Source organism: Pseudomonas coronafaciens pv. oryzae str. 1_6 (assembly GCF_000156995.2).
In the GTDB taxonomy this organism is placed as follows: domain Bacteria; phylum Pseudomonadota; class Gammaproteobacteria; order Pseudomonadales; family Pseudomonadaceae; genus Aquipseudomonas; species Aquipseudomonas tremae.
Genome location: NZ_CP046035.1, coordinates 4,761,194 through 4,778,709, shown reverse-complemented (window position 1 = coordinate 4,778,709; position 17,516 = coordinate 4,761,194). Strand labels below are relative to the sequence as shown.

The 17,516-nt window shown below is 59.6% G+C and carries 18 protein-coding genes and 1 pseudogene; 7 read left to right on the top strand and 12 right to left on the bottom strand.

All coding sequences use genetic code 11. From position 1 onward, the window contains the following. Positions 1-73 precede the first annotated feature (73 nt). Entirely contained in the window at positions 74-1,117 is a 1,044-nt protein-coding gene (locus POR16_RS21565; protein ID WP_005887247.1) for a WavE lipopolysaccharide synthesis family protein, read from the top strand. A gap of 339 nt (positions 1,118-1,456) precedes the next feature. On the opposite strand, the gene POR16_RS21560 is transcribed toward POR16_RS21565, so the two are convergent. The 7 genes from POR16_RS21560 to exaC all read right to left on the bottom strand — a co-directional run bounded on the left by POR16_RS21560 (position 1,457) and on the right by exaC (position 9,037). Then, on the bottom strand, positions 1,457-2,188 hold the full coding sequence (locus POR16_RS21560) for a LexA family transcriptional regulator (protein WP_005887249.1): 732 nt from the start codon (positions 2,186-2,188) through the stop codon (positions 1,457-1,459). 358 nt (positions 2,189-2,546) lie between these two features. After that, positions 2,547-3,074, bottom strand: coding sequence for an inorganic diphosphatase (gene ppa, locus POR16_RS21555; RefSeq protein ID WP_003366402.1), 528 nt, complete (start codon positions 3,072-3,074; stop codon positions 2,547-2,549). A gap of 109 nt (positions 3,075-3,183) precedes the next feature. Continuing rightward, positions 3,184-3,993, bottom strand: coding sequence for a M90 family metallopeptidase (locus POR16_RS21550; RefSeq protein WP_005887252.1), 810 nt, complete (start codon positions 3,991-3,993; stop codon positions 3,184-3,186). A 3-nt stretch (positions 3,994-3,996) separates the two neighbouring features. Next, positions 3,997-4,644 carry a DedA family protein gene (locus POR16_RS21545; protein ID WP_005887254.1) on the bottom strand — a complete coding sequence of 216 codons (648 nt, stop codon included), beginning with the start codon at positions 4,642-4,644 and terminating at the stop codon, positions 3,997-3,999. Between the two features lie 298 nt (positions 4,645-4,942). After that, entirely contained in the window at positions 4,943-5,806 is an 864-nt protein-coding gene (gene eutC / locus POR16_RS21540) for an ethanolamine ammonia-lyase subunit EutC (RefSeq protein WP_005887255.1), read from the bottom strand. Beyond that, positions 5,803-7,197: an ethanolamine ammonia-lyase subunit EutB gene (locus tag POR16_RS21535; RefSeq protein WP_005887257.1), complete on the bottom strand. Its 1,395-nt coding sequence runs from the start codon at positions 7,195-7,197 to the stop codon at positions 5,803-5,805. Before POR16_RS21535 ends, eutC begins: the two co-directional genes overlap by 4 nt. Before the next feature lie 319 nt (positions 7,198-7,516). After that, positions 7,517-9,037 carry an acetaldehyde dehydrogenase ExaC gene (gene exaC, locus POR16_RS21530; RefSeq protein ID WP_005887259.1) on the bottom strand — a complete coding sequence of 507 codons (1,521 nt, stop codon included), beginning with the start codon at positions 9,035-9,037 and terminating at the stop codon, positions 7,517-7,519. 225 nt (positions 9,038-9,262) lie between these two features. On the opposite strand from exaC, the gene mpl reads away from it, so the two are divergent. The 3 genes from mpl to POR16_RS21515 are packed head-to-tail and all read left to right on the top strand — an operon-like array spanning position 9,263 to position 11,515. After that, positions 9,263-10,612, top strand: coding sequence for a UDP-N-acetylmuramate:L-alanyl-gamma-D-glutamyl-meso-diaminopimelate ligase (gene mpl / locus POR16_RS21525; RefSeq protein WP_122381222.1), 1,350 nt, complete (start codon positions 9,263-9,265; stop codon positions 10,610-10,612). After that, on the top strand, positions 10,609-11,238 hold the full coding sequence (ubiX, locus tag POR16_RS21520; protein WP_005887265.1) for a flavin prenyltransferase UbiX: 630 nt from the start codon (positions 10,609-10,611) through the stop codon (positions 11,236-11,238). The genes mpl and ubiX overlap by 4 nt, the downstream gene beginning before the upstream one ends. Beyond that, a complete protein-coding gene (locus tag POR16_RS21515; protein WP_005887267.1) occupies positions 11,231-11,515 on the top strand; it encodes a YceK/YidQ family lipoprotein in 285 nt (94 codons plus the stop codon). The genes ubiX and POR16_RS21515 overlap by 8 nt, the downstream gene beginning before the upstream one ends. A 101-nt stretch (positions 11,516-11,616) precedes the next feature. Here POR16_RS21515 and POR16_RS21510 read toward each other — a convergent pair whose 3' ends face one another. The 3 genes and pseudogenes from POR16_RS21510 to POR16_RS27175 form a co-directional block, all read right to left on the bottom strand. Continuing rightward, complete coding sequence (locus POR16_RS21510; RefSeq protein WP_005887268.1) at positions 11,617-12,258, bottom strand: oxidoreductase; 642 nt, start codon at positions 12,256-12,258, stop codon at positions 11,617-11,619. A gap of 26 nt (positions 12,259-12,284) precedes the next feature. Then, positions 12,285-14,012: a C13 family peptidase gene (locus POR16_RS21505; RefSeq protein WP_122381221.1), complete on the bottom strand. Its 1,728-nt coding sequence runs from the start codon at positions 14,010-14,012 to the stop codon at positions 12,285-12,287. Between the two features lie 140 nt (positions 14,013-14,152). Next, positions 14,153-14,290 (bottom strand): annotated as a pseudogene (locus tag POR16_RS27175) (hypothetical protein); the annotation flags it as partial. 186 nt (positions 14,291-14,476) lie between these two features. Between POR16_RS27175 and POR16_RS21495 the strand changes: the two are divergent. From POR16_RS21495 to POR16_RS21485, 3 genes are read left to right on the top strand one after another with little or no spacing between them, the layout of a single operon-like run. Further along, entirely contained in the window at positions 14,477-14,839 is a 363-nt protein-coding gene (locus POR16_RS21495) for a CidA/LrgA family protein (RefSeq protein ID WP_005887274.1), read from the top strand. Then, the gene (locus POR16_RS21490) at positions 14,836-15,552 is read left to right on the top strand and encodes an LrgB family protein (protein WP_005887276.1); all 717 of its coding nucleotides are present in this window, start codon (positions 14,836-14,838) and stop codon (positions 15,550-15,552) included. The genes POR16_RS21495 and POR16_RS21490 overlap by 4 nt, the downstream gene beginning before the upstream one ends. 16 nt (positions 15,553-15,568) lie before the next feature. Next, positions 15,569-16,159 carry an LON peptidase substrate-binding domain-containing protein gene (locus tag POR16_RS21485; RefSeq protein WP_005887277.1) on the top strand — a complete coding sequence of 197 codons (591 nt, stop codon included), beginning with the start codon at positions 15,569-15,571 and terminating at the stop codon, positions 16,157-16,159. Between the two features lie 143 nt (positions 16,160-16,302). Here the strand turns inward: POR16_RS21485 and POR16_RS21480 are convergent, their stop codons facing one another. Continuing rightward, entirely contained in the window at positions 16,303-16,866 is a 564-nt protein-coding gene (locus POR16_RS21480) for a DUF4136 domain-containing protein (protein WP_005887279.1), read from the bottom strand. 17 nt (positions 16,867-16,883) lie between these two features. Then, complete coding sequence (locus POR16_RS21475) at positions 16,884-17,507, bottom strand: DUF4136 domain-containing protein (protein ID WP_024670267.1); 624 nt, start codon at positions 17,505-17,507, stop codon at positions 16,884-16,886. Between the last annotated feature and the right edge of the window lie 9 nt (positions 17,508-17,516).

Here is a 17,516-nt window from a genome sequence, read left to right as displayed (position 1 = left end):
TCTTTCAGTGTGCCTTCTGGTCAATATTCATCGCCGGTTCACAGTTGTCGTTTTCCGATTGCAAGGTTGAAATATGTACCATCTTGTACCTGTCGACTCCAGGCAGATCAGCGTCGTTATTCAGGGGCCTCTCTGCCTCAATGTGGGACCTGATCGAAATATTTTCGCGTGCATCCGCTCGATCAGAACGCACTTGCCTCAAGCCGAAATCATCGTGTCTACTTGGCGCAATGAAGATGTTTCAGCCGTTGAAGCTGAGCGGATAATAGTCTCGGATGATCCGGGAGCTTTCATTGATGATGCCGGTAATCAGATCAACACCAACCGCATGTTGCAGTCGACGCTGTACGGCATTCAGGCGGCCACAAGACGTTATGTCATGAAAATGCGCGCAGATCACAACCTGACCAGCGCAGCACTTGCCGTCATAGGCTGCGCGGAGGATACCGGGTCTGACAATCCGCCTCTTTTCGACACGCCCATCACCACAACGACGCTTTATATCCGCAACCCCGAACGCTTTCCAATGCTGTTCCATATTTCGGACCTGGTTCAGTTCGGCACCCGCGACGCCATGCTCTTCATGTGGGAGCACCCGCTGTACGAAAGAACAGATCTTTTCAACAAAAAACCGTCCCGTAACCCGTTCGGAAACTTCATCGGGTATACGTCCGCGCGTATGGTGAGCGAACAGGCACTCATGCTGAGCGTCATGCGCAAGGGAGGTATCGATGCGCGACTCGCAAAGCCCTGTCAGGTAGGCCTCGGCAATCTGAAACTGTGGGATAACATCCTGAGGTGTAATTTCAGTGTGTTGAACCATTACGAAGCGGGGGTCGATTTCCCGGAGCGCTTTACCGCAAACGAATACATGCTGAACACACTCTATACATCAGATGACATAGACCAACTTAAGCGTCTGGGGCCGGGTGCTTACAGACTGAGGTTAGCGCGCATCTGGCTCAATCAATACGCACTGAGCTGCTTGCGCCCCGGCTGGTGGATATCGTTCGTCACCATCGTACTCTTCAGCACCTCGCCACCGCTTGCCCGAGCCGTGCGGTCGTGTTGGCGGAAATACCGGAAACTGGTGCATGCAGCGTCGTATCGGGTTTAGACGGCGCTACGCCACGTAAATGCGTGTGCCGGCGGCGCATCTGCCGTGGCGGAATCAGTACGCTTGCATCGCGTCCAGTTTGATTTATTTGTGACAGGCATTAAAAAGCCGGCTTGTGGCCGGCTTCTCGTAGGTGATTCCGATCTATTTTTGATAAACCGCAATCGCCTTCAACAGGTGCGCTCCTGAAGAAGCGCGAATAGACAACAGGGCAAACGGATCACATGCCTCGTTCAAGCACCACACCGCTGAACAGCGCCGGGTACTCTGGATGGCGCACAGGATACTAAAAGTCACCCCTCATGCCCAGCCTCAATACCTCGCCGCTCCAAAGTCCTCTCACAACAGCAGCATCGCATTGCGGCGGCTGTTCAGGGTCGACCACCAGAATATCCAGCCCAGAATGCGGATTTTTTCCCGGTCTATGTCCTCGGCGCTGAACACTTCGTCAGGGTATTCGGCGTCGTTGTGGCTGCGCAGGCGCAGGCCGCCGTTGGGCAAGCGGTAGAGGTAGCGGACGCGCAGGATGCCGCCGTGCTCGAGGGCGTAGATTTCGCCGTCGATGACCTGGGTCAGTTCGCGGTCGACGCCGAGGATCGAGCCGTCCTGGATCTTGTCGGCCATGCTGTTGCCGACCATGGCGACGCACATGCAGCTTTTCGGGTCGATGCCCATGGTCTGCAGAACTTGCAGGGGCAGGCGTATCTTCTGGCCGGGGGCTTCGGACAGGACGGTTTTGCCGACGCCGTGGGTGGATTCGACCTCCATGTAAATCTGGATTTCCACGTCACCGCGCAGGACGTTTCTCGTTTGCTGGATAACCATTCGGGTATCGCCAGCGGTGTGTTCATGGGCGGGTTCATTGGGGTGTTTCGGGCCATCACCGGTACGCAGCCAGCGTGCGTTGACGGTTAATAATTCAGCCACCTCGTCAATGCGCGCCATGGGTACGCCGCGTTTGAACCAGTTATTGACGTGCTGCGGCGTGATTTTGCGGTTGGCGGCAAAATCAGTCGCTGTGAGGTGGCACTCCCGAAGGAGGATGCGGAGTCGATCGCCTGATGTATTCATGGGGCGAAGTTTACGGGCGTCGCTTGGGCGTTTAAATGAACGAGGTGTTGAGGTCGACGTTATCCCAAGGGGCTGGCGGCTATCTGGACTACGGATGGAATCAATGTTGTGTAGGCAGATTCCGTAATAGCGTTTTTTCGACTAAACGGAGTATCTGGCGTTTACCCCGGCTATACGGGCATTAACGGACTGTTTATGGAATGGCTAAAAGGACAACGCATTTTTAAACGTGCTATTTGCAAAAAAGCTTGAGGGGGAAGTTCTCAGGGGAGGTTGGTGGATACGGCGGGGATCAGGCGGGAAGGTGAAGCGTGTTTCCGGACACTGTGTGCAGTGCCCGGAAACGCTTGATCGATGATCAGCCTTTGAAAGCTGCAACCGATTTGGTGATCTCGGCGCGGGCAGCGTCAGCGTTGCCCCAACCTTCGATTTTCACCCATTTGCCTTTTTCGAGATCCTTGTAGTTCTCGAAGAAGTGTTTGATCTGCTCAAGCAACAGTGGTGGCAGGTCGGTGTACTCTTTCACGTCGACGTACAGCTGAGACAGCTTGTCGTGTGGTACTGCGATGACTTTGGCATCGCCGCCGCCGTCGTCAGTCATGTGCAGGATACCGACCGGGCGTGCGCGGATGACCGAACCAGGGGTAACCGGGTAAGGGGTTACTACCAGGACGTCCAGCGGGTCGCCGTCGTCAGCCAGGGTGTTGGGAATGAAACCGTAGTTGGCCGGGTAGAACATCGGGGTTGCCATGAACCGGTCAACGAACAGGCAATCGGAGTCTTTGTCGATTTCGTATTTGATCGGCGCGTGGTTGGCCGGGATTTCGATCGCGACGTAGATGTCGTTCGGCAGGTCTTTGCCTGCCGGAATCTTGCTGTAGCTCATTGGGCATTGTCCCCTGGTTGACCAGACAGATTGTGGCGCGAACCGCCATAAAGTGGTCCGGATTATAGGCATATTCTGTTTTGGTTGCCACGCATGGCCTTGGCAGCGGTCAGTTGTCCTGACAAACCGGGGCGTGTTGGCGAGCTGTGTTCAGGCGTGCGAGAGGGTCCTGGCGGTAGAACGCCTTGAGTTGTGCGTAGACCGCCGGGTACTGCTCGTGCAACAGGTCGGGAGCGCTGAAGAAGTACTCGCTGGTCACCGCAAAGAACTCGGCGGGGTCTTGAGCAGCATAAGGGTCAATGGCGGTTTCTGTATCCGGGTCCTGATCCAGCTGCTGGTTGAGATCATCGAACGCGCTCTGCATGACGCTGGCCCATTCGGTCACCTGCATGTCACTGTGCAGCGGCGGCAGGCCGTTGGCGTCGCCGTTGAGCATGTCTAGTTTGTGCGCCAGCTCGTGAATGACCAGGTTGTAGCCGTCCCAGTCGCCGCTGCTCAGCACGCCTGGCCAGGCCAGAATGACCGGCCCTTGCAGCCACGCCTCGCCACTGTGTTCGCCGTCCCACTCGTGCTCTACGCCGCTGGCGTCGCGATGGCGTTGCGGGCTGACGAAATCGTCGGGGTACAGCACGATCTCGTGAAAGCCCTGATACCAGTTGAGGTCACCAAGGCTCAGCAATGGCAGTTGCGCCTGAGCTGCCAGGAACAGCCTTTGCTCGTCATCGAGCTCTACGCCCGGCAGCGCGCTGAGGTATTTGTCATTCAGAAACAGCACGCAGGCATCGCGAAGGTGTACGTCTTGCTCAGCGCTTAAACCGTCGAGAATGGGCAAACGCTCGCGCACTTTTTGCCACAGCTCGGCAGCAACCGGGTGCCTGGCAATGGTGCGTCGCCTGCGCCAGTTGCTGAGTGACCACATGGGTCAGCGAGCGTCGACCGGGGGCGCGCTGCGGCTGCGCACCACACCGATGATCATCGGCACCAGCGAAAGCACAATGATCGCCAGCACCAGCAGGGTCAGGTTGTGTTTGATGAACGGCACGTTGCCGAAGAAGAAACCCAGCGTGACCAGGCTGCCGACCCACAGTACCGAGCCCAGCACGCTGAAGCCCACAAAACGCGGATAGGACATTCTGCCGACACCCGCCACGAATGGCGCGAACGTGCGGATGATCGGCAGAAAGCGCGCCAGCGTCACGGTCTTGCCGCCGTGGCGTGCGTAGAAATCCTGGGTGCGCAGCAGGTAGTCGCGGCGAAAAATGCGCGATCTGGAGTTGCTGAACAGTTTTTCGCCAACGGTGCGGCCGATGACGTAGTTGGTGCTGTCGCCCAGAATAGCCGCGAGCATCAGCAGCCCGGCCAGCAATACCGGGTCCATGCCGCCGCCAGCAGCTACGGCACCGGCAATGAACAGCAATGAATCGCCCGGCAGGAAGGGCATGACCACCAGCCCTGTCTCGCAGAAAATCACCAGAAACAGAATCGCGTAGACCCAGGGGCCATAGTTGGTCACCAGCAGATCAAGGTAGACGTCGAGATGCAGAATAAGGTCGAGCGGGTTGAATTCCATTGAAGCACCTGAGGCGATCACCCTGTCCGGGGTCGCATGCGGAAGAAGCGGCTGCGCGGCATTATAGAAGCAGAATGCGCAGAAGAGGTTCCGTAATAATGCGCGGGCAGGTTTGTGTGATCATCGATGACCAACTGGCGACGGTCGACCTCGGCTAGGTAGACGTCGGTGAGAATCCGTTCGCGTTTCAACAAAAGCGATAAGTCGCTCGGACAGGGCTGGCAAAAGCCCGGAAGTCTTACTTCGTCTTTATTGGCCAGCGCCAGATAGATGGCCGACTCACCGAGTCGCAGGCAAGCTAATGCGGATCAGTCGGACCATCGAGCAGGAAATTGCCGATCTGCTTGCCTGAATTGTCGGCAGATCCATCGGACTCCAGGGTCTTCAACTCGGCTTCATCCTTAAGGCTGACGCCGGAAATCTTCCGTCGGCAGGCTTCGCGCATCAGGTACAGCAGGCGGTGCGCGGCCATCGCGTAACTCAGCCCTTCCAGACGCACGTTGGAAATGCAATTGCGATGCGCGTCATTCAGGCCTGCCTTGGGGGCGTAGGTGAAATACAGCCCCAGGCTGTCAGGGGAACTCAGGCCGGGGCGTTCGCCGATCAGGATGACCACCATCTTCGCGCCGAGCAGCTCACCGATTTCGTCCGCGACGGCCACGCGGCCCTGTTCGACCATGATCACAGGCGACAGCGTCCAGCCGTCGGAACTGGCTTGTTCTTCGAGCCGGGTGAGAAAGGGCACGGCATGCCGATGCACGGCGAGGGCCGACAGGCCGTCGGCCACCACCACGGCAAGATCAAGACCGCCTGGGTGAGCTGCAGCGTAGTCGCGCAGTGTCTGCGCAGACTCGTCGTTCAGGCGACGGCCCAGGTCCGGGCGTTGCAGGTAGCAGTGCCGGTCGGCAGCAGCGCTGTGCAGCAGCAAGGTTTCGCGGCCTTTTTCAGTCAGTTGAGCGCTGATCGCCGCGTGATCGAACGCGAGATGCACGGCGTCGCGCGCTTGGGCATGTGCGGCTTGAAAGTCGAGCTGCGCGGCGGTAGGCAAGCTGGTACCGGTGCGGCCCAGTGCAATGCGTGCCGAGGTCAGGCGGCGCAGTTCCAGCCAGGGGTTGGCTGGCTGGGTGCTGTCTTGGATCTCGTTCATCGGCTTGTCACTCATGCGATGTGCGCCAGTGCCTGGCGAAAGGCGAGCGGAAGGCTGTCACCGAAGCGCACGCGGCCGTCGGCCTGAGTGAAGATGCCCATTTTTTCCAGCCACGCTTCGTATTCCGGTGCGGGACGCAGGCCCAGGCTTTGTCGGGCGTACAGCGCATCGTGGAACGAGGTGGTCTGGTAATTGAGCATGATGTCATCGGAGCCGGGAATACCCATGATGAAGTTGATCCCGGCCACCCCCAGCAGCGTCAGCAGGGTGTCCATGTCGTCCTGGTCGGCCTCGGCGTGGTTGGTGTAGCAGATGTCGCAGCCCATCGGCACACCCAGCAACTTGCCGCAGAAGTGATCCTCCAGACCTGCACGGATGATCTGTTTGCCGTTGTACAGGTACTCCGGGCCGATGAAACCGACCACGGTATTGACCAGAAACGGGTTGAAATGCCGTGCGACGGCGTAGGCGCGGGTCTCACAGGTCTGCTGATCGACGCCGTGGTGGGCGTTGGCTGACAGCGCGCTGCCTTGCCCGGTCTCGAAATACATCAGGTTATTGCCGAGGGTGCCACGGTTCAGGCTCAGTCCCGCTTCATAGCCTTCCTGCAGCAACTTGAGGCTGATGCCGAAACTGGCATTGGCGGCCTCTGTGCCGGTGATCGACTGAAAAACCAGGTCTACCGGCACGCCCCGGTTGATCACCTCAATGGACGTGGTGACGTGGGTCAGTACGCAGGACTGGGTCGGGATTTCATAGCGCTGGACGATGGCGTCGAGCATTTCCAGCAACGCGACAATGGATGAAGTGCTATCAGTGGCCGGATTGATGCCGATCATGGCGTCGCCGTTGCCGTACAGCAGGCCGTCCAGAACGCTGGCAGCAATGCCGGACGGGTCATCGGTGGGGTGATTGGGCTGCAGGCGGGTCGACAATCGACCGCGCAGGCCCATGGTGTTGCGAAAACGGGTGACGACACGGATTTTCTGCGCCACTAGCACCAGATCCTGCACACGCATGATCTTCGATACTGCGGCGGCCATCTCCGGCGTCAGGCCCGGTGCCAGCGCACGCAAGCTGGTTTCGTCAGCCAGGTCGCTGAGCAGCCAGTCACGAAAGCCGCCGACGGTCAGGTGGCTGACCGGCGCGAAGGCCGCTTTGTCGTGAGTGTCGATGATCAGGCGGGTGACTTCGTCCTGTTCGTAAGGGATCAGGGCTTCCTGGAGAAAATGAGTGAGCGGAATATTCGCCAGCGCCATCTGTGCGGCTACCCGTTCGCCGTCATTTTGCGCCGCGACTTCCGCGAGGTAATCACCGGAACGCGCCGGGCTGGCCTTGGCCATGACTTCTTTGAGGCTGTCGAAGCGGTACGTCTGCGCACCGACAGAATGGGAAAAGCTCGCCATACAGATTCTCCATGACGTCGCGCTGCTCGCGTCGAACGTAGTCTTTCGGCCAAACCGGTGACGTCCCGGTTCAAACGACTGTGGGAAGCGATGTAAGCAATTAATACTCCATTCGGGCCGCAAGTGCGATTTTGTAGGCGTAAGCGGAGGGCCCAGGGGCGGGTTGCATCATCCCGGAGCGATGAGCGGTCGCATGATGCACAGCGTTGGTGCGCGTGTTTTTAATGGCGCAGAGCTTCAGAAACAGCGTTACCACGCCGGAGCGTGGTAACGATCATCGATCTCGAAATGACTATCGATCATCAAGCTATCAGCGGGCTTAGAAAAAACCCAGCGGATGGGTGTCGTAGCTCACCAACAGGTTTTTGGTCTGCTGGTAATGCTCAAGCGCGACTTTGTGGGTTTCGCGGCCGACGCCGGATTTCTTGTAACCACCGAATGCGGCGTGCGCCGGGTACAGGTGGTAGCAGTTGGTCCAGACGCGTCCTGCCTTGATCGCTCGGCCCACGCGGTAAGCGCGGTTGATGTCACGGGTCCACAGGCCGGCGCCCAGACCAAACTCGGTGTCGTTGGCGATCGCCACAGCTTCTGCTTCGTCCTTGAAGGTCGTGACGCTGACTACCGGGCCGAAGATTTCCTCCTGGAAGACGCGCATCTTGTTATTGCCTTTAAGCAATGTCGGCTGGATGTAGTAACCCGTCGACAGATCGCCCTCCAGCTTCTCGACCTTGCCACCGGTCAGCAACTCGGCGCCTTCGCCCTTGGCGATGTCGAGGTACGAAAGAATCTTGTCGAATTGTTGCTCGGACGCCTGGGCACCGACCATCGTGTCGGTGTCGAGCGGGTCGCCACGCTTGATCTTCTCGACCTTGCGCAGCACTGCTTCCATGAACTGCGGGTAAATCGATTCCTGCACCAGTGCGCGGGAAGGGCAGGTGCAGACTTCGCCCTGATTGAAGAACGCCAGCACCAGACCTTCGGCGGCTTTGTCGATGAACTCCGGTTCGGCGCTCATGATGTCTTCAAAGAAGATGTTCGGCGACTTGCCGCCCAGCTCGACGGTAGACGGGATGATGTTGTCCGCGGCTAGTTTCATGATATGCGAGCCGACGGGTGTCGAGCCGGTGAAGGCGATTTTGGCGATACGCTTGCTGCTGGCCAACGCCTCACCTGCCTCGCGGCCATAGCCCTGGACGATGTTCAGCACGCCAGGAGGCAGCAGGTCGCCGATGAGTTCGATCAGCACGCTGATCCCCAGCGGGGTCTGTTCGGCAGGCTTGAGCACTATGCAGTTACCGGCAGCCAGCGCCGGGGCGAGTTTCCAGGCGGCCATCAGGATCGGGAAGTTCCACGGGATGATCTGCCCGACCACGCCCAGCGGCTCGTGAATGTGGTACGCCACGGTGTTGCCGTCTATTTCGGCAGCGCTGCCTTCCTGAGCGCGCAGCACGCCAGCGAAGTAGCGGAAGTGGTCAGCGGCCAGCGGAATATCGGCGTTGAGGGTTTCGCGAATCGCCTTGCCGTTGTCCCAGGTCTCGGTGATGGCCAGAACTTCCAGATTGGCTTCGATGCGGTCGGCGATTTTCAGCAGGACCAGCGAACGGGCCTGTACTGAGGTCGAGCCCCAAGCGTCGGCGGCAGCGTGCGCAGCGTCGAGTGCTTTTTCGATGTCTTCGGCAGTAGAACGCGGGAATTCGGCAATGGGCTTGCCGTTGACGGGCGATGTGTTGGTGAAGTACTGACCTTTGACCGGCGCGACGAATTCGCCGCCAATATAGTTACCGTAGCGTTCCTTGAAGTTGACGATAGCGCCTTCGGTACCGGGATGAGCGTAACGCATGGTATGTCTCCTGGTTCTTGTTGTGAGGGAGTCTGTGTCGATTCTGCTTTCGGGTGTGTGGCAACAGGCGTTCAAGAATAGGCCATTTGTATTCAGCCGTGATCAGGACTTTAGGCTTATCTGCCGCGCATTGAAATGCCCCGCGCGCGCAATCCGGCGCACAAACTCAGGGTGCCATTTCACCGCCCCTACGTTAACCTGCGTGGATGTTCTGAGAGGTTGGTCATGCACATTCATATCCTTGGTATCTGCGGCACGTTCATGGGTTCGCTGGCGGTACTCGCCAAAGAGTTGGGCCATCGGGTTACCGGGTCCGACGCCAATGTCTACCCGCCGATGAGCACCCAGCTCGAAGCTCAGGGCATCGAGCTGACTCAGGGTTACGATCCTGTGCAGCTGATTCCGGCACCGGATCTGGTGGTCGTCGGCAACGCGCTGTCGCGTGGCAACCCGGCGGTTGAATATGTCTTGAATCAAGGCTTGCCCTACGTGTCTGGTCCGCAATGGCTGGCGGACCACGTGCTGCAGGGCCGCTGGGTACTGGCGGTGGCCGGTACGCACGGCAAGACCACCACCAGCAGCATGCTGGCCTGGGTACTGGAACACGCGGGCATGAGCCCCGGCTTTTTGATTGGCGGCATCCCACAAAACTTCGCGGTATCGGCTCGTCTGGGCGGGACCCCGTTTTTCGTGGTGGAAGCCGACGAATACGACAGCGCCTTCTTCGACAAACGCTCCAAGTTCGTCCACTACCGTCCGCGCACTGCGATCCTCAACAATCTTGAGTTCGATCACGCCGACATCTTTCCCGATCTGCCAGCCATCGAGCGCCAGTTTCACCACTTGGTGCGCACCATCCCGAGCGAAGGTCTGGTGATTCACCCGACCACAGAGCCCGCGCTGTCACGCGTCATCGAGATGGGCTGCTGGACGCCGGTGCAGACCACGGGTCAGGGCGGTCAGTGGCAGGCGCGGCTGTTGAGCGAAGACGGTTCGCGATTCGAAGTGCTGTTCGAGGGTGAGCTACAGGGCGCGGTCGAATGGGACATGACCGGTCAGCACAACGTCGCCAATGCGCTGGCGACCCTCGCTGCCGCGCGCCATGTCGGCGTGGTGCCATTGCTTGGCGTGCAGGCATTAAGTGCGTTCAAAAGCGTCAAGCGCCGTATGGAAAAGGTCGCCGACGTTCGCGGCATTACCATTTATGACGATTTTGCTCACCACCCGACGGCGATCGCTACCACCCTGGATGGTCTGCGCAAGAAGGTCGGCGCTGCGCCGATCATTGCGGTTATCGAGCCACGCTCCAATTCCATGAAGCTCGGCGCACACCGCGACGGTCTGCCGGAAAGCGTGAACCAGGCCGATCAGGTGGTCTGGTATGCGCCGCCCAATCTGGGCTGGGACCTTGCTGCCACCGTAGCTGGGGGAACTGTACCAGCGCAGGTATGTGATTCGATTGAAGCGATTATTGATCAGGTGAAGAGCCATGCGCAGCCCGGCACGCACATCGTGATCATGAGCAACGGCGGCTTTGGCGGTCTGCACGGTAAACTGGCTGAGGCGCTGAAATGAGCGGCCCGGATCGCGTCACGGTTGCCATGACCGGCGCATCGGGTGCGCAATATGGCCTGCGTTTGCTGGATTGTCTGGTGCGAGAGGATCGGGAAGTACACTTCCTCATTTCCAAGGCTGCGCAACTGGTGATGGCCACCGAGACAGATGTGCGCCTGCCGCCCAAGCCGATGATGATGCAAGCCTTCCTGACTGAGTACACCGGCGCCTCAGCCGGGCAGATTCGTGTGTATGGCCGTGACGACTGGATGTCGCCAGTCGCTTCGGGTTCGGGTTCGCCCAGCGCAATGGTGGTAGTGCCGTGTTCCACAGGGTCGCTGTCGGCAATTGCCACCGGCGCGTGCAACAACCTGATCGAGCGTGCCGCCGATGTGACGCTGAAAGAACGTCGTCAGTTGATTATTGTGCCTCGCGAGGCGCCTTTTTCCAGCATTCACCTGGAGCACATGCTCAAGCTGTCGAACATGGGGGTGGTGATTCTTCCTGCATCTCCCGGTTTTTATCATCAGCCGCAGACCATCGACGACCTCGTGGACTTCGTGGTTGCGCGAATTCTCAATCTGCTGAATATCCCTCAGGACATGCTGCCGCGCTGGGGGGAGCACCATGTGGGCGCGGATGAGTAAGCTGCTGCTGGTGGCGTTGGTGCTGACATTGACCGGCTGCGCCACGGCGCGCACCCTGAATGCGGCGAAGCCTGGCGCGCCAGTGGTGTATGCGGGTACCCGGCTGAACATGTACGCGTTGCAGGGCGGCTGCTGTGCCGCCGACCGTTTTGGTGCAGAAGCCCCGAGCTATCCGGGCCTTGACCTGCCTGGCAGCGCGCTGCTCGACACCTTGTTGCTGCCGCTGTCGTTGCTGACGGCGGCGGGCTTCGGAGTGCAGGCTACGGGTGGGCTTTAGGGGGTTGATCTTCTTGCACTAGCACCAGGACGACTATCGTGCCAGTGCTCTGCGTCACGAATCGTAAGTCTGGGAACGATCATCAAGCTCCTGCCGCCGGCTTATTTGCCCAGTTTGCGCAGCTCATCCGACTCGACAATCCGCACACCATTCTGTTCTTCCAATGCAAGACGCCACATCGCGCGGGCCAGTTGGCAGGCTTCGATGGCGCCGTATTTGCCCGGGATCAGTTTGGCGATGGGAGCGGCCAATTGTTCGACCCAACGGGTTTCACTGCGGCTTCCCACCAGCAGGGAAGGGCGGGCGATGGTCAGTTGCGGCCAGTCCTGGGCACGAAGCGCCTGTTCCGTTTCGCCTTTGATGCGGTTGTAGAAAGTGCTGGATTTGGGGTCTGCCCCAATGGCGCTGATGACCAGTAAATGACGCGCACCCAGCTCGCGTGCCCGCTGCGCGAAGGCAACTACCAGGTCCAGGTCGACCGCCTTGAAAGCGTTCTGCGAACCTGCTTGCTTGATCGTGGTGCCCAGGCAGCAGAAAGCAATGTCCACACGCCCATCCAGTGCAGGCAGCAGCGCAGTCAGATCGCCGACCGGGTTCTCGAGGTGGGGATGTTCCGCCAGCGGGCGGCGCGTCGGGGCCAATACGCGGCTGACGGTTGGCTCGTTGAGCAGGCGATCAAGCAAATGCTCGCCGGTAAGCCCCGTGGCTCCTGCAAGCAGGATGTGTTGCGGCGTCAGATACATAGACTTCTCCCTTGATTCTGATAAGCCTAGCGGCTTGTCGAGGTCTTCGCTTCCGTGCGATTCAACGCCGTATTCAAAGCGCGTTCGGCCTGGCTTCTGCGCAACTGCTGCCAGCGCGCCAGAACTCCTTTGGGTGCCCATATCTGCGGCTCGGAGGCCTCGAAACTCTCTTCGGTCTCGCGTCGCGCGACATAGGTTTTGGCATCATTGAAAGCTTGTTGCAGGTCATCGGTTTCGACCAGTGCCCGGGCAAATAGTGCATCGCCGAAATAAGTGAAGTCGGCTTCTTCCGAGCAGCCGAACGAGACCCTGTCTTCGCGTGAGGCGGTCATGATCAGGGTATGCTCGTCTTTGAGGTCCGGGATGAAACCACCGGAGTAACAGGCCGAAATCACCACTACCTTGTCGCGATTTTTCAGCGGTGCAAGGGCGGCAGCCAAGGCGTCGGCGGGCAGGTCGGCCAGCGACAGGCGCGGTTGATCCAGCACCAGTTCGTGGTCCTGAGTGCCGTGGCTGGTCAGGTAAATGAACACCAGGTCTTCCGGGCCGGAGCGCTGGGCGATGGTCTGGACTGCGCGTGTGATGGTCTCACGGGTGGCCATCGGGCGGTCAGCCATGTGGTCGCGGTGGTTGACCAGGCTGATCTGGCCGGCAGCGCCGAATCGGGATTTGAGCAGGTTGCTGACGTAGTCCGCCTCGCGCATGAACACACTTTGCTTGCCGTCGCCCCCCACAACCAGCGTGTACAACTCGGTGGCCGGCGTGGAGGCTGGCACTGCAGCGAGAGCCTTGTCCAGCAGGCTGCCTTGCGCCAGCAACCCGGCTTCAAGCGGATCGGGCAGTAGCTTGCCTTTGGCATCACGCACGCGTTGGCCGTTGGTCCAGATGCCTCTTTCTTCCTTGCCTTCCGGCGATATCAGTACGCCGTTGCCCTGATAGGTGTCATCGGCGAATTGACCGACATAGCGGCTGCCGTCAGCCAGTTGCAACTGACCTTGGCCCGAAAAGCGCCAGTTGTCGAAGTCGCCCTTGTAGCGACTGCCGTCAGAGCCGATCAGTTCGCCCTTGCCGGTCAGCGCGCCCTCTTTGAATTCACCGCTCCAGACATCGCCATCGCTATTTTCATAGCGGCCCTGGCCGTCAATCTGGCTGTTGCGGAAGTGGCCGACGTATTGATCGCCGTCAGCGCTGGTAAAGCTGCCGACGCCTTGCAACTGGCCGTTGACGAAGTTGCCACTGTATTGGTTACCGCTGGCGTCACTGCGTGAGCCCTCGCCGTTGGCTTTGCCATTGGCGAACATGCCTTGGTGCTGGCTGCCGTCTTCCAGCTCCAGACGACCTGGGCCGTCGTACAGGCCGGCCTTGAACTGGCCTCGGTACAGCACGCCTTTGTCTTTTTGCGTGCCTTCGCCATCGCGCAGCCCGAGTTTGAAGTTCCCCACATAGCTCGCGCCGTTGTGGCTGGTCAGTCGGCCCTGGCCGTGAAACAGGCCTAGTTCAAAGCCGCCTTTGTAGACATCGCCGTTGGCTGCGTGCCATTCACCCTGGCCCTGCCACAGGCCTTTCTCGAACTGCCCGGCGTACCAGCTGCCGTTCGGGTAATCGACTCGCCCCTGGCCCTGCAACGCACCGTTGACGATGTCACCGCGATAACGTCCGCCGTCTGGCAGACGGCCGTCGGGGGGCAGCAGTGATTCGCCATCACCGCAGCCTGCGATCAAGAGGGTCAAAGCCAGTGGAGCGAGCGCGCGCATGTGATATCCCGGGAGATTGATTCAACGGCGGCCTCGGCTCTGCTTGAGCAGATGTCTTGGGGCACGACCGCAGAGGAGTATGCCGCAGCGAGTAAGCGGGATGAAACAGTCTGTTACGACTGTTTCATGTTTTAAACGTGTTACACGAAACAAAGCGTCAGCGGTTCAGCGATAAAGGCAGGTTTTTCCTGCCCCTCGACCTCCGTCACGTCAGTCAGCCGGACCACGAAACGAACGCGCGCACTGACCGGCAGCGGCTGAATGAAGCGCACGCCTTCCTTGTCCGATGGGTTTTGGCCGCAAGAGCTGCGGTCGTCGGGTTGCAGGTGAATCACAAGATCAGCAGCGGGCTGGCCGGTGCTCAAGTGACCGACGGCGCGCGAATACCGGGTCATGGTCTCTGGCCCGGCGTGTTTATAATGACGCCGTGACGTAGCCGGATTGGTTTATTTGCTGGAGTTCTCATGTTGTTACGGGGTTTGACATGGCTGGTGCTGTTCCAGTTACTGGGAACGGCACTCAACCATCTGTTTCTGTCGATACTGCCAGGGCCGATCATCGGCCTGGTATTGCTGATGGCCTATCTGATGATGCGTGGTGAAGTTAGCGAACCTGTCAGCGTGGCGGCCAGCAGCCTGTTGCGTTATCTGCCACTGCTGCTGGTGCCGCCAGCTGTCGGTGTGATGGTTTACGCATCCGCCATCGCCGAGGATTTCTGGGCGATCTTCGGCACGCTCACCTTGTCGCTGATGATTTCACTGACGTTTGCCGGCTGGCTGATGCAGAAACTCATCCAGCGTCAGAGCCGTCGCCGGGAGGTTTCATGAGCATGGACTGGCACGGTGCGTGGCTGTCGGTGATTCACCATCCCTTGTTCGGGATCGCGATCACGTTGGGGGCTTATCAACTGGCGATGGCCGCGTACGAAAAAACCCGCTGGCTGTTCCTGCAGCCAGTGCTGGTGTCGATGATTGTGGTGATCGGGGTCGTGCTGTTCTGTGGCCTTGAGTACGAAGAGTACCGTAAAAGCACTGAAATCCTCGGTACGCTGCTGGGGCCTGCCACCGTTGCGTTGGCCGTGCCGCTGTATCTGAACATGCGACGGATTCGGCAGTTGCTCTGGCCGGTGTTGACTACGCTGGTAATCGGCGGGGTATTTGCCACCGGGCTTTGCGTGGGGCTCGGAGTACTGTTTGGCGCCGATCACATGATCCTGATGACCATGGCGCCGAAGTCGGTGACCTCGCCGATCGCCATGCTGGTGGCCGAGCAGATTGGCGGAGTCGCTGCGCTGGCGGCGGTTTTTGTATTGATTACCGGGGTATTTGGTGCCATTTTCGGCCCGGGTCTGCTGTCGCTGGCCGGGGTGGATCATCCCGCAGCTCGCGGCATGGCACTGGGCTTGACCGCGCATGCGGTGGGAACGTCCGTGGCATTGCAGGAAGGTGAGGAATCGGGGGCTTTTGCTGCGTTGGCAATGAGTCTGATGGGCGTTGCAACGGCATTGTTCCTGCCGCTGGCAATGTCGCTGGCCATTTGAAGGGAGGAGGCTTTACATGACATTGCCATTGTTTCCACTGAACGCCGTACTGTTTCCGGGCTGCGTTCTTGATCTGCAGCTGTTTGAAGCACGCTATCTGGACATGATCGGCCGCTGTATGAAGCAGGGCCAGGGCTTTGGTGTGGTGTGCATCACCGAGGGCAGCGAGGCCGGGTCTGTGCCGGACGGCTACTCGCGGATTGGCTGCGAAGCGCTAGTCGAGGATTTCGAGCAGCAGGACAACGGTCTTCTGGGCATCCGGGTCGTGGGTGGCCGCCGCTTCCGGGTAGTCGCAGCCGAAGTTCAGCGCGATCAATTGCTGGTGGCCGAAGTCGAGTGGCTGACAGAGCCTGAAGAGCGTCCGTTGCAGGAAGAAGACGCCGACCTCGTCGCGCTGCTCGAAGCCCTTGCCGAGCACCCGATGGTCGCGTCGTTGAACATGGGCGTGTCCGCCGAGGGCCAGTATTCGCTGTCCAATCAGCTCGCCTATCTGCTGCCATTCACGGAAAAGGACAAAGTCGGCCTGCTGGAAATCGACGACCCCGAAGAGCGCCTTGACGCGATTCAGGAACTGCTTGATGAAATGCAGGGCGATATGCAGGCTTGAGGTTAAACGTAATCTCGTGCCAATGCTCCGCGTTGGCATGCATTGAGTGAGACTTTACGTCACAACCCGAAGCTACTCACTCAAGGCCGGACGCAGAGCCTGCGCAACGAGAATCGTGACTGTCGCACGGTATTAAGGCTCAATCACCGCGGCGGGTATTGCTCCAGTATCTTCGCGACGGTCGTGCGGATAGCCTGGTCGCGTTCAGCCGGGTTGCCGGCATTGTCACTGAGGATGCGCTCGGTGCTGCCGCGCCAGACCAGTTTGCCGTCCTTGCCGTCGAACAGATCAATCTGCAGGGTGCTGACCTTGTAGTCGACGCTGCGCGTTTCGGTGTTTATCGGGCCGTTCCAGTAGCCGTAGCCTCCCCAAGGGCTCCAGCCGCCGCCGTAATTGGTGCTGACGGTCTGCTGGCGATTTTCGACAATCAGCCAGGTCTGCACTTTCAGATCCGGGCGCGCGCCACTTGCGGCCATGCGCAAGCCGCGCTGGTCCAGCTGCTCGCTGATCGACTGACGGATGCGCTGCTCGGTCAGGTCGCTTTTGAGGCGCGGGTCATCCGGTTGATACTGAACGCCGGGCTCCTTCCAGCTCCAGGTGCGATAACCGGCGAAATCCCGCTGGGCATCAAAGTCGCGATTGATCGAGTTGCTCTGACAGGCAGCCAGTAGCACAGCGCAGGACAGCAGGACGATACGGCGGAACATGGCAGTTCTCCGAAAGGTTACGAAGGCGGATAAGCCGTCAGCGCTTGTTGCACGGCTTGACGTAGAGCTTTGCTGCGGTCTGCCAGATTATTGCTGCTATGTGCGTCTGCACTGGCGCTCCAGACGGGCTGGCCCGTGCGGGCATCGAACAGGTTGATCTGCACCACCATGACTTTTTCCTGATACGTGCGCACCACCGGCACGCTGGCGTAACCGCCATAACCTGGCCGATAGCCACCGTAAGGTCCATAACCCGGGCCGCCACCGTAATACGGATCGACGTCTTCGCGCACCTGACGCAGGCGCACCTCCTGACGCGTCGTGGCGCTGACGTACAGGTCGGCAGGCTGATTGTTGCGGGCTGGCCGCAGGCCACGCTGATCCAGGCCATTGCTCAACGCTTCGACCACCTGCGCCGAATCCACCCAGGCTGTTCCGGGCGGCAACTGACCGTTGAGCCAGCCCCAGGTCCGGTACTTCGCATAATCTCGCGGCGGCGCAGGGTAGGCGCTCATGTCCAGCGTGTTGGCTGCCTGCGGCGGCGCAGGCGGCATAGGCAGCGAACTGGCCACGTAAGGATTGTCGCTTTGGCAGGCACTGACCCCGAAGAACAGAGCCAGCAAGGCAAGACGGTACTTCATGGTGGTCTC

What these genes read in the sequence shown, in the direction of transcription:
- POR16_RS21565 (WP_005887247.1), top strand. Translation starts at nt 74, where the DNA reads ATGTACCATCTTGTACCTGTCGACTCCAGGCAGATCAGCGTCGTTATT.
- POR16_RS21560 (WP_005887249.1), bottom strand. Translation starts at nt 2,188, where the DNA reads ATGAATACATCAGGCGATCGACTCCGCATCCTCCTTCGGGAGTGCCAC.
- ppa (WP_003366402.1), bottom strand. Translation starts at nt 3,074, where the DNA reads ATGAGCTACAGCAAGATTCCGGCAGGCAAAGACCTGCCGAACGACATC.
- POR16_RS21550 (WP_005887252.1), bottom strand. Translation starts at nt 3,993, where the DNA reads ATGTGGTCACTCAGCAACTGGCGCAGGCGACGCACCATTGCCAGGCAC.
- POR16_RS21545 (WP_005887254.1), bottom strand. Translation starts at nt 4,644, where the DNA reads ATGGAATTCAACCCGCTCGACCTTATTCTGCATCTCGACGTCTACCTT.
- eutC (WP_005887255.1), bottom strand. Translation starts at nt 5,806, where the DNA reads ATGAGTGACAAGCCGATGAACGAGATCCAAGACAGCACCCAGCCAGCC.
- POR16_RS21535 (WP_005887257.1), bottom strand. Translation starts at nt 7,197, where the DNA reads ATGGCGAGCTTTTCCCATTCTGTCGGTGCGCAGACGTACCGCTTCGAC.
- exaC (WP_005887259.1), bottom strand. Translation starts at nt 9,037, where the DNA reads ATGCGTTACGCTCATCCCGGTACCGAAGGCGCTATCGTCAACTTCAAG.
- mpl (WP_122381222.1), top strand. Translation starts at nt 9,263, where the DNA reads ATGCACATTCATATCCTTGGTATCTGCGGCACGTTCATGGGTTCGCTG.
- ubiX (WP_005887265.1), top strand. Translation starts at nt 10,609, where the DNA reads ATGAGCGGCCCGGATCGCGTCACGGTTGCCATGACCGGCGCATCGGGT.
- POR16_RS21515 (WP_005887267.1), top strand. Translation starts at nt 11,231, where the DNA reads ATGAGTAAGCTGCTGCTGGTGGCGTTGGTGCTGACATTGACCGGCTGC.
- POR16_RS21510 (WP_005887268.1), bottom strand. Translation starts at nt 12,258, where the DNA reads ATGTATCTGACGCCGCAACACATCCTGCTTGCAGGAGCCACGGGGCTT.
- POR16_RS21505 (WP_122381221.1), bottom strand. Translation starts at nt 14,012, where the DNA reads ATGCGCGCGCTCGCTCCACTGGCTTTGACCCTCTTGATCGCAGGCTGC.
- POR16_RS21495 (WP_005887274.1), top strand. Translation starts at nt 14,477, where the DNA reads ATGTTGTTACGGGGTTTGACATGGCTGGTGCTGTTCCAGTTACTGGGA.
- POR16_RS21490 (WP_005887276.1), top strand. Translation starts at nt 14,836, where the DNA reads ATGAGCATGGACTGGCACGGTGCGTGGCTGTCGGTGATTCACCATCCC.
- POR16_RS21485 (WP_005887277.1), top strand. Translation starts at nt 15,569, where the DNA reads ATGACATTGCCATTGTTTCCACTGAACGCCGTACTGTTTCCGGGCTGC.
- POR16_RS21480 (WP_005887279.1), bottom strand. Translation starts at nt 16,866, where the DNA reads ATGTTCCGCCGTATCGTCCTGCTGTCCTGCGCTGTGCTACTGGCTGCC.
- POR16_RS21475 (WP_024670267.1), bottom strand. Translation starts at nt 17,507, where the DNA reads ATGAAGTACCGTCTTGCCTTGCTGGCTCTGTTCTTCGGGGTCAGTGCC.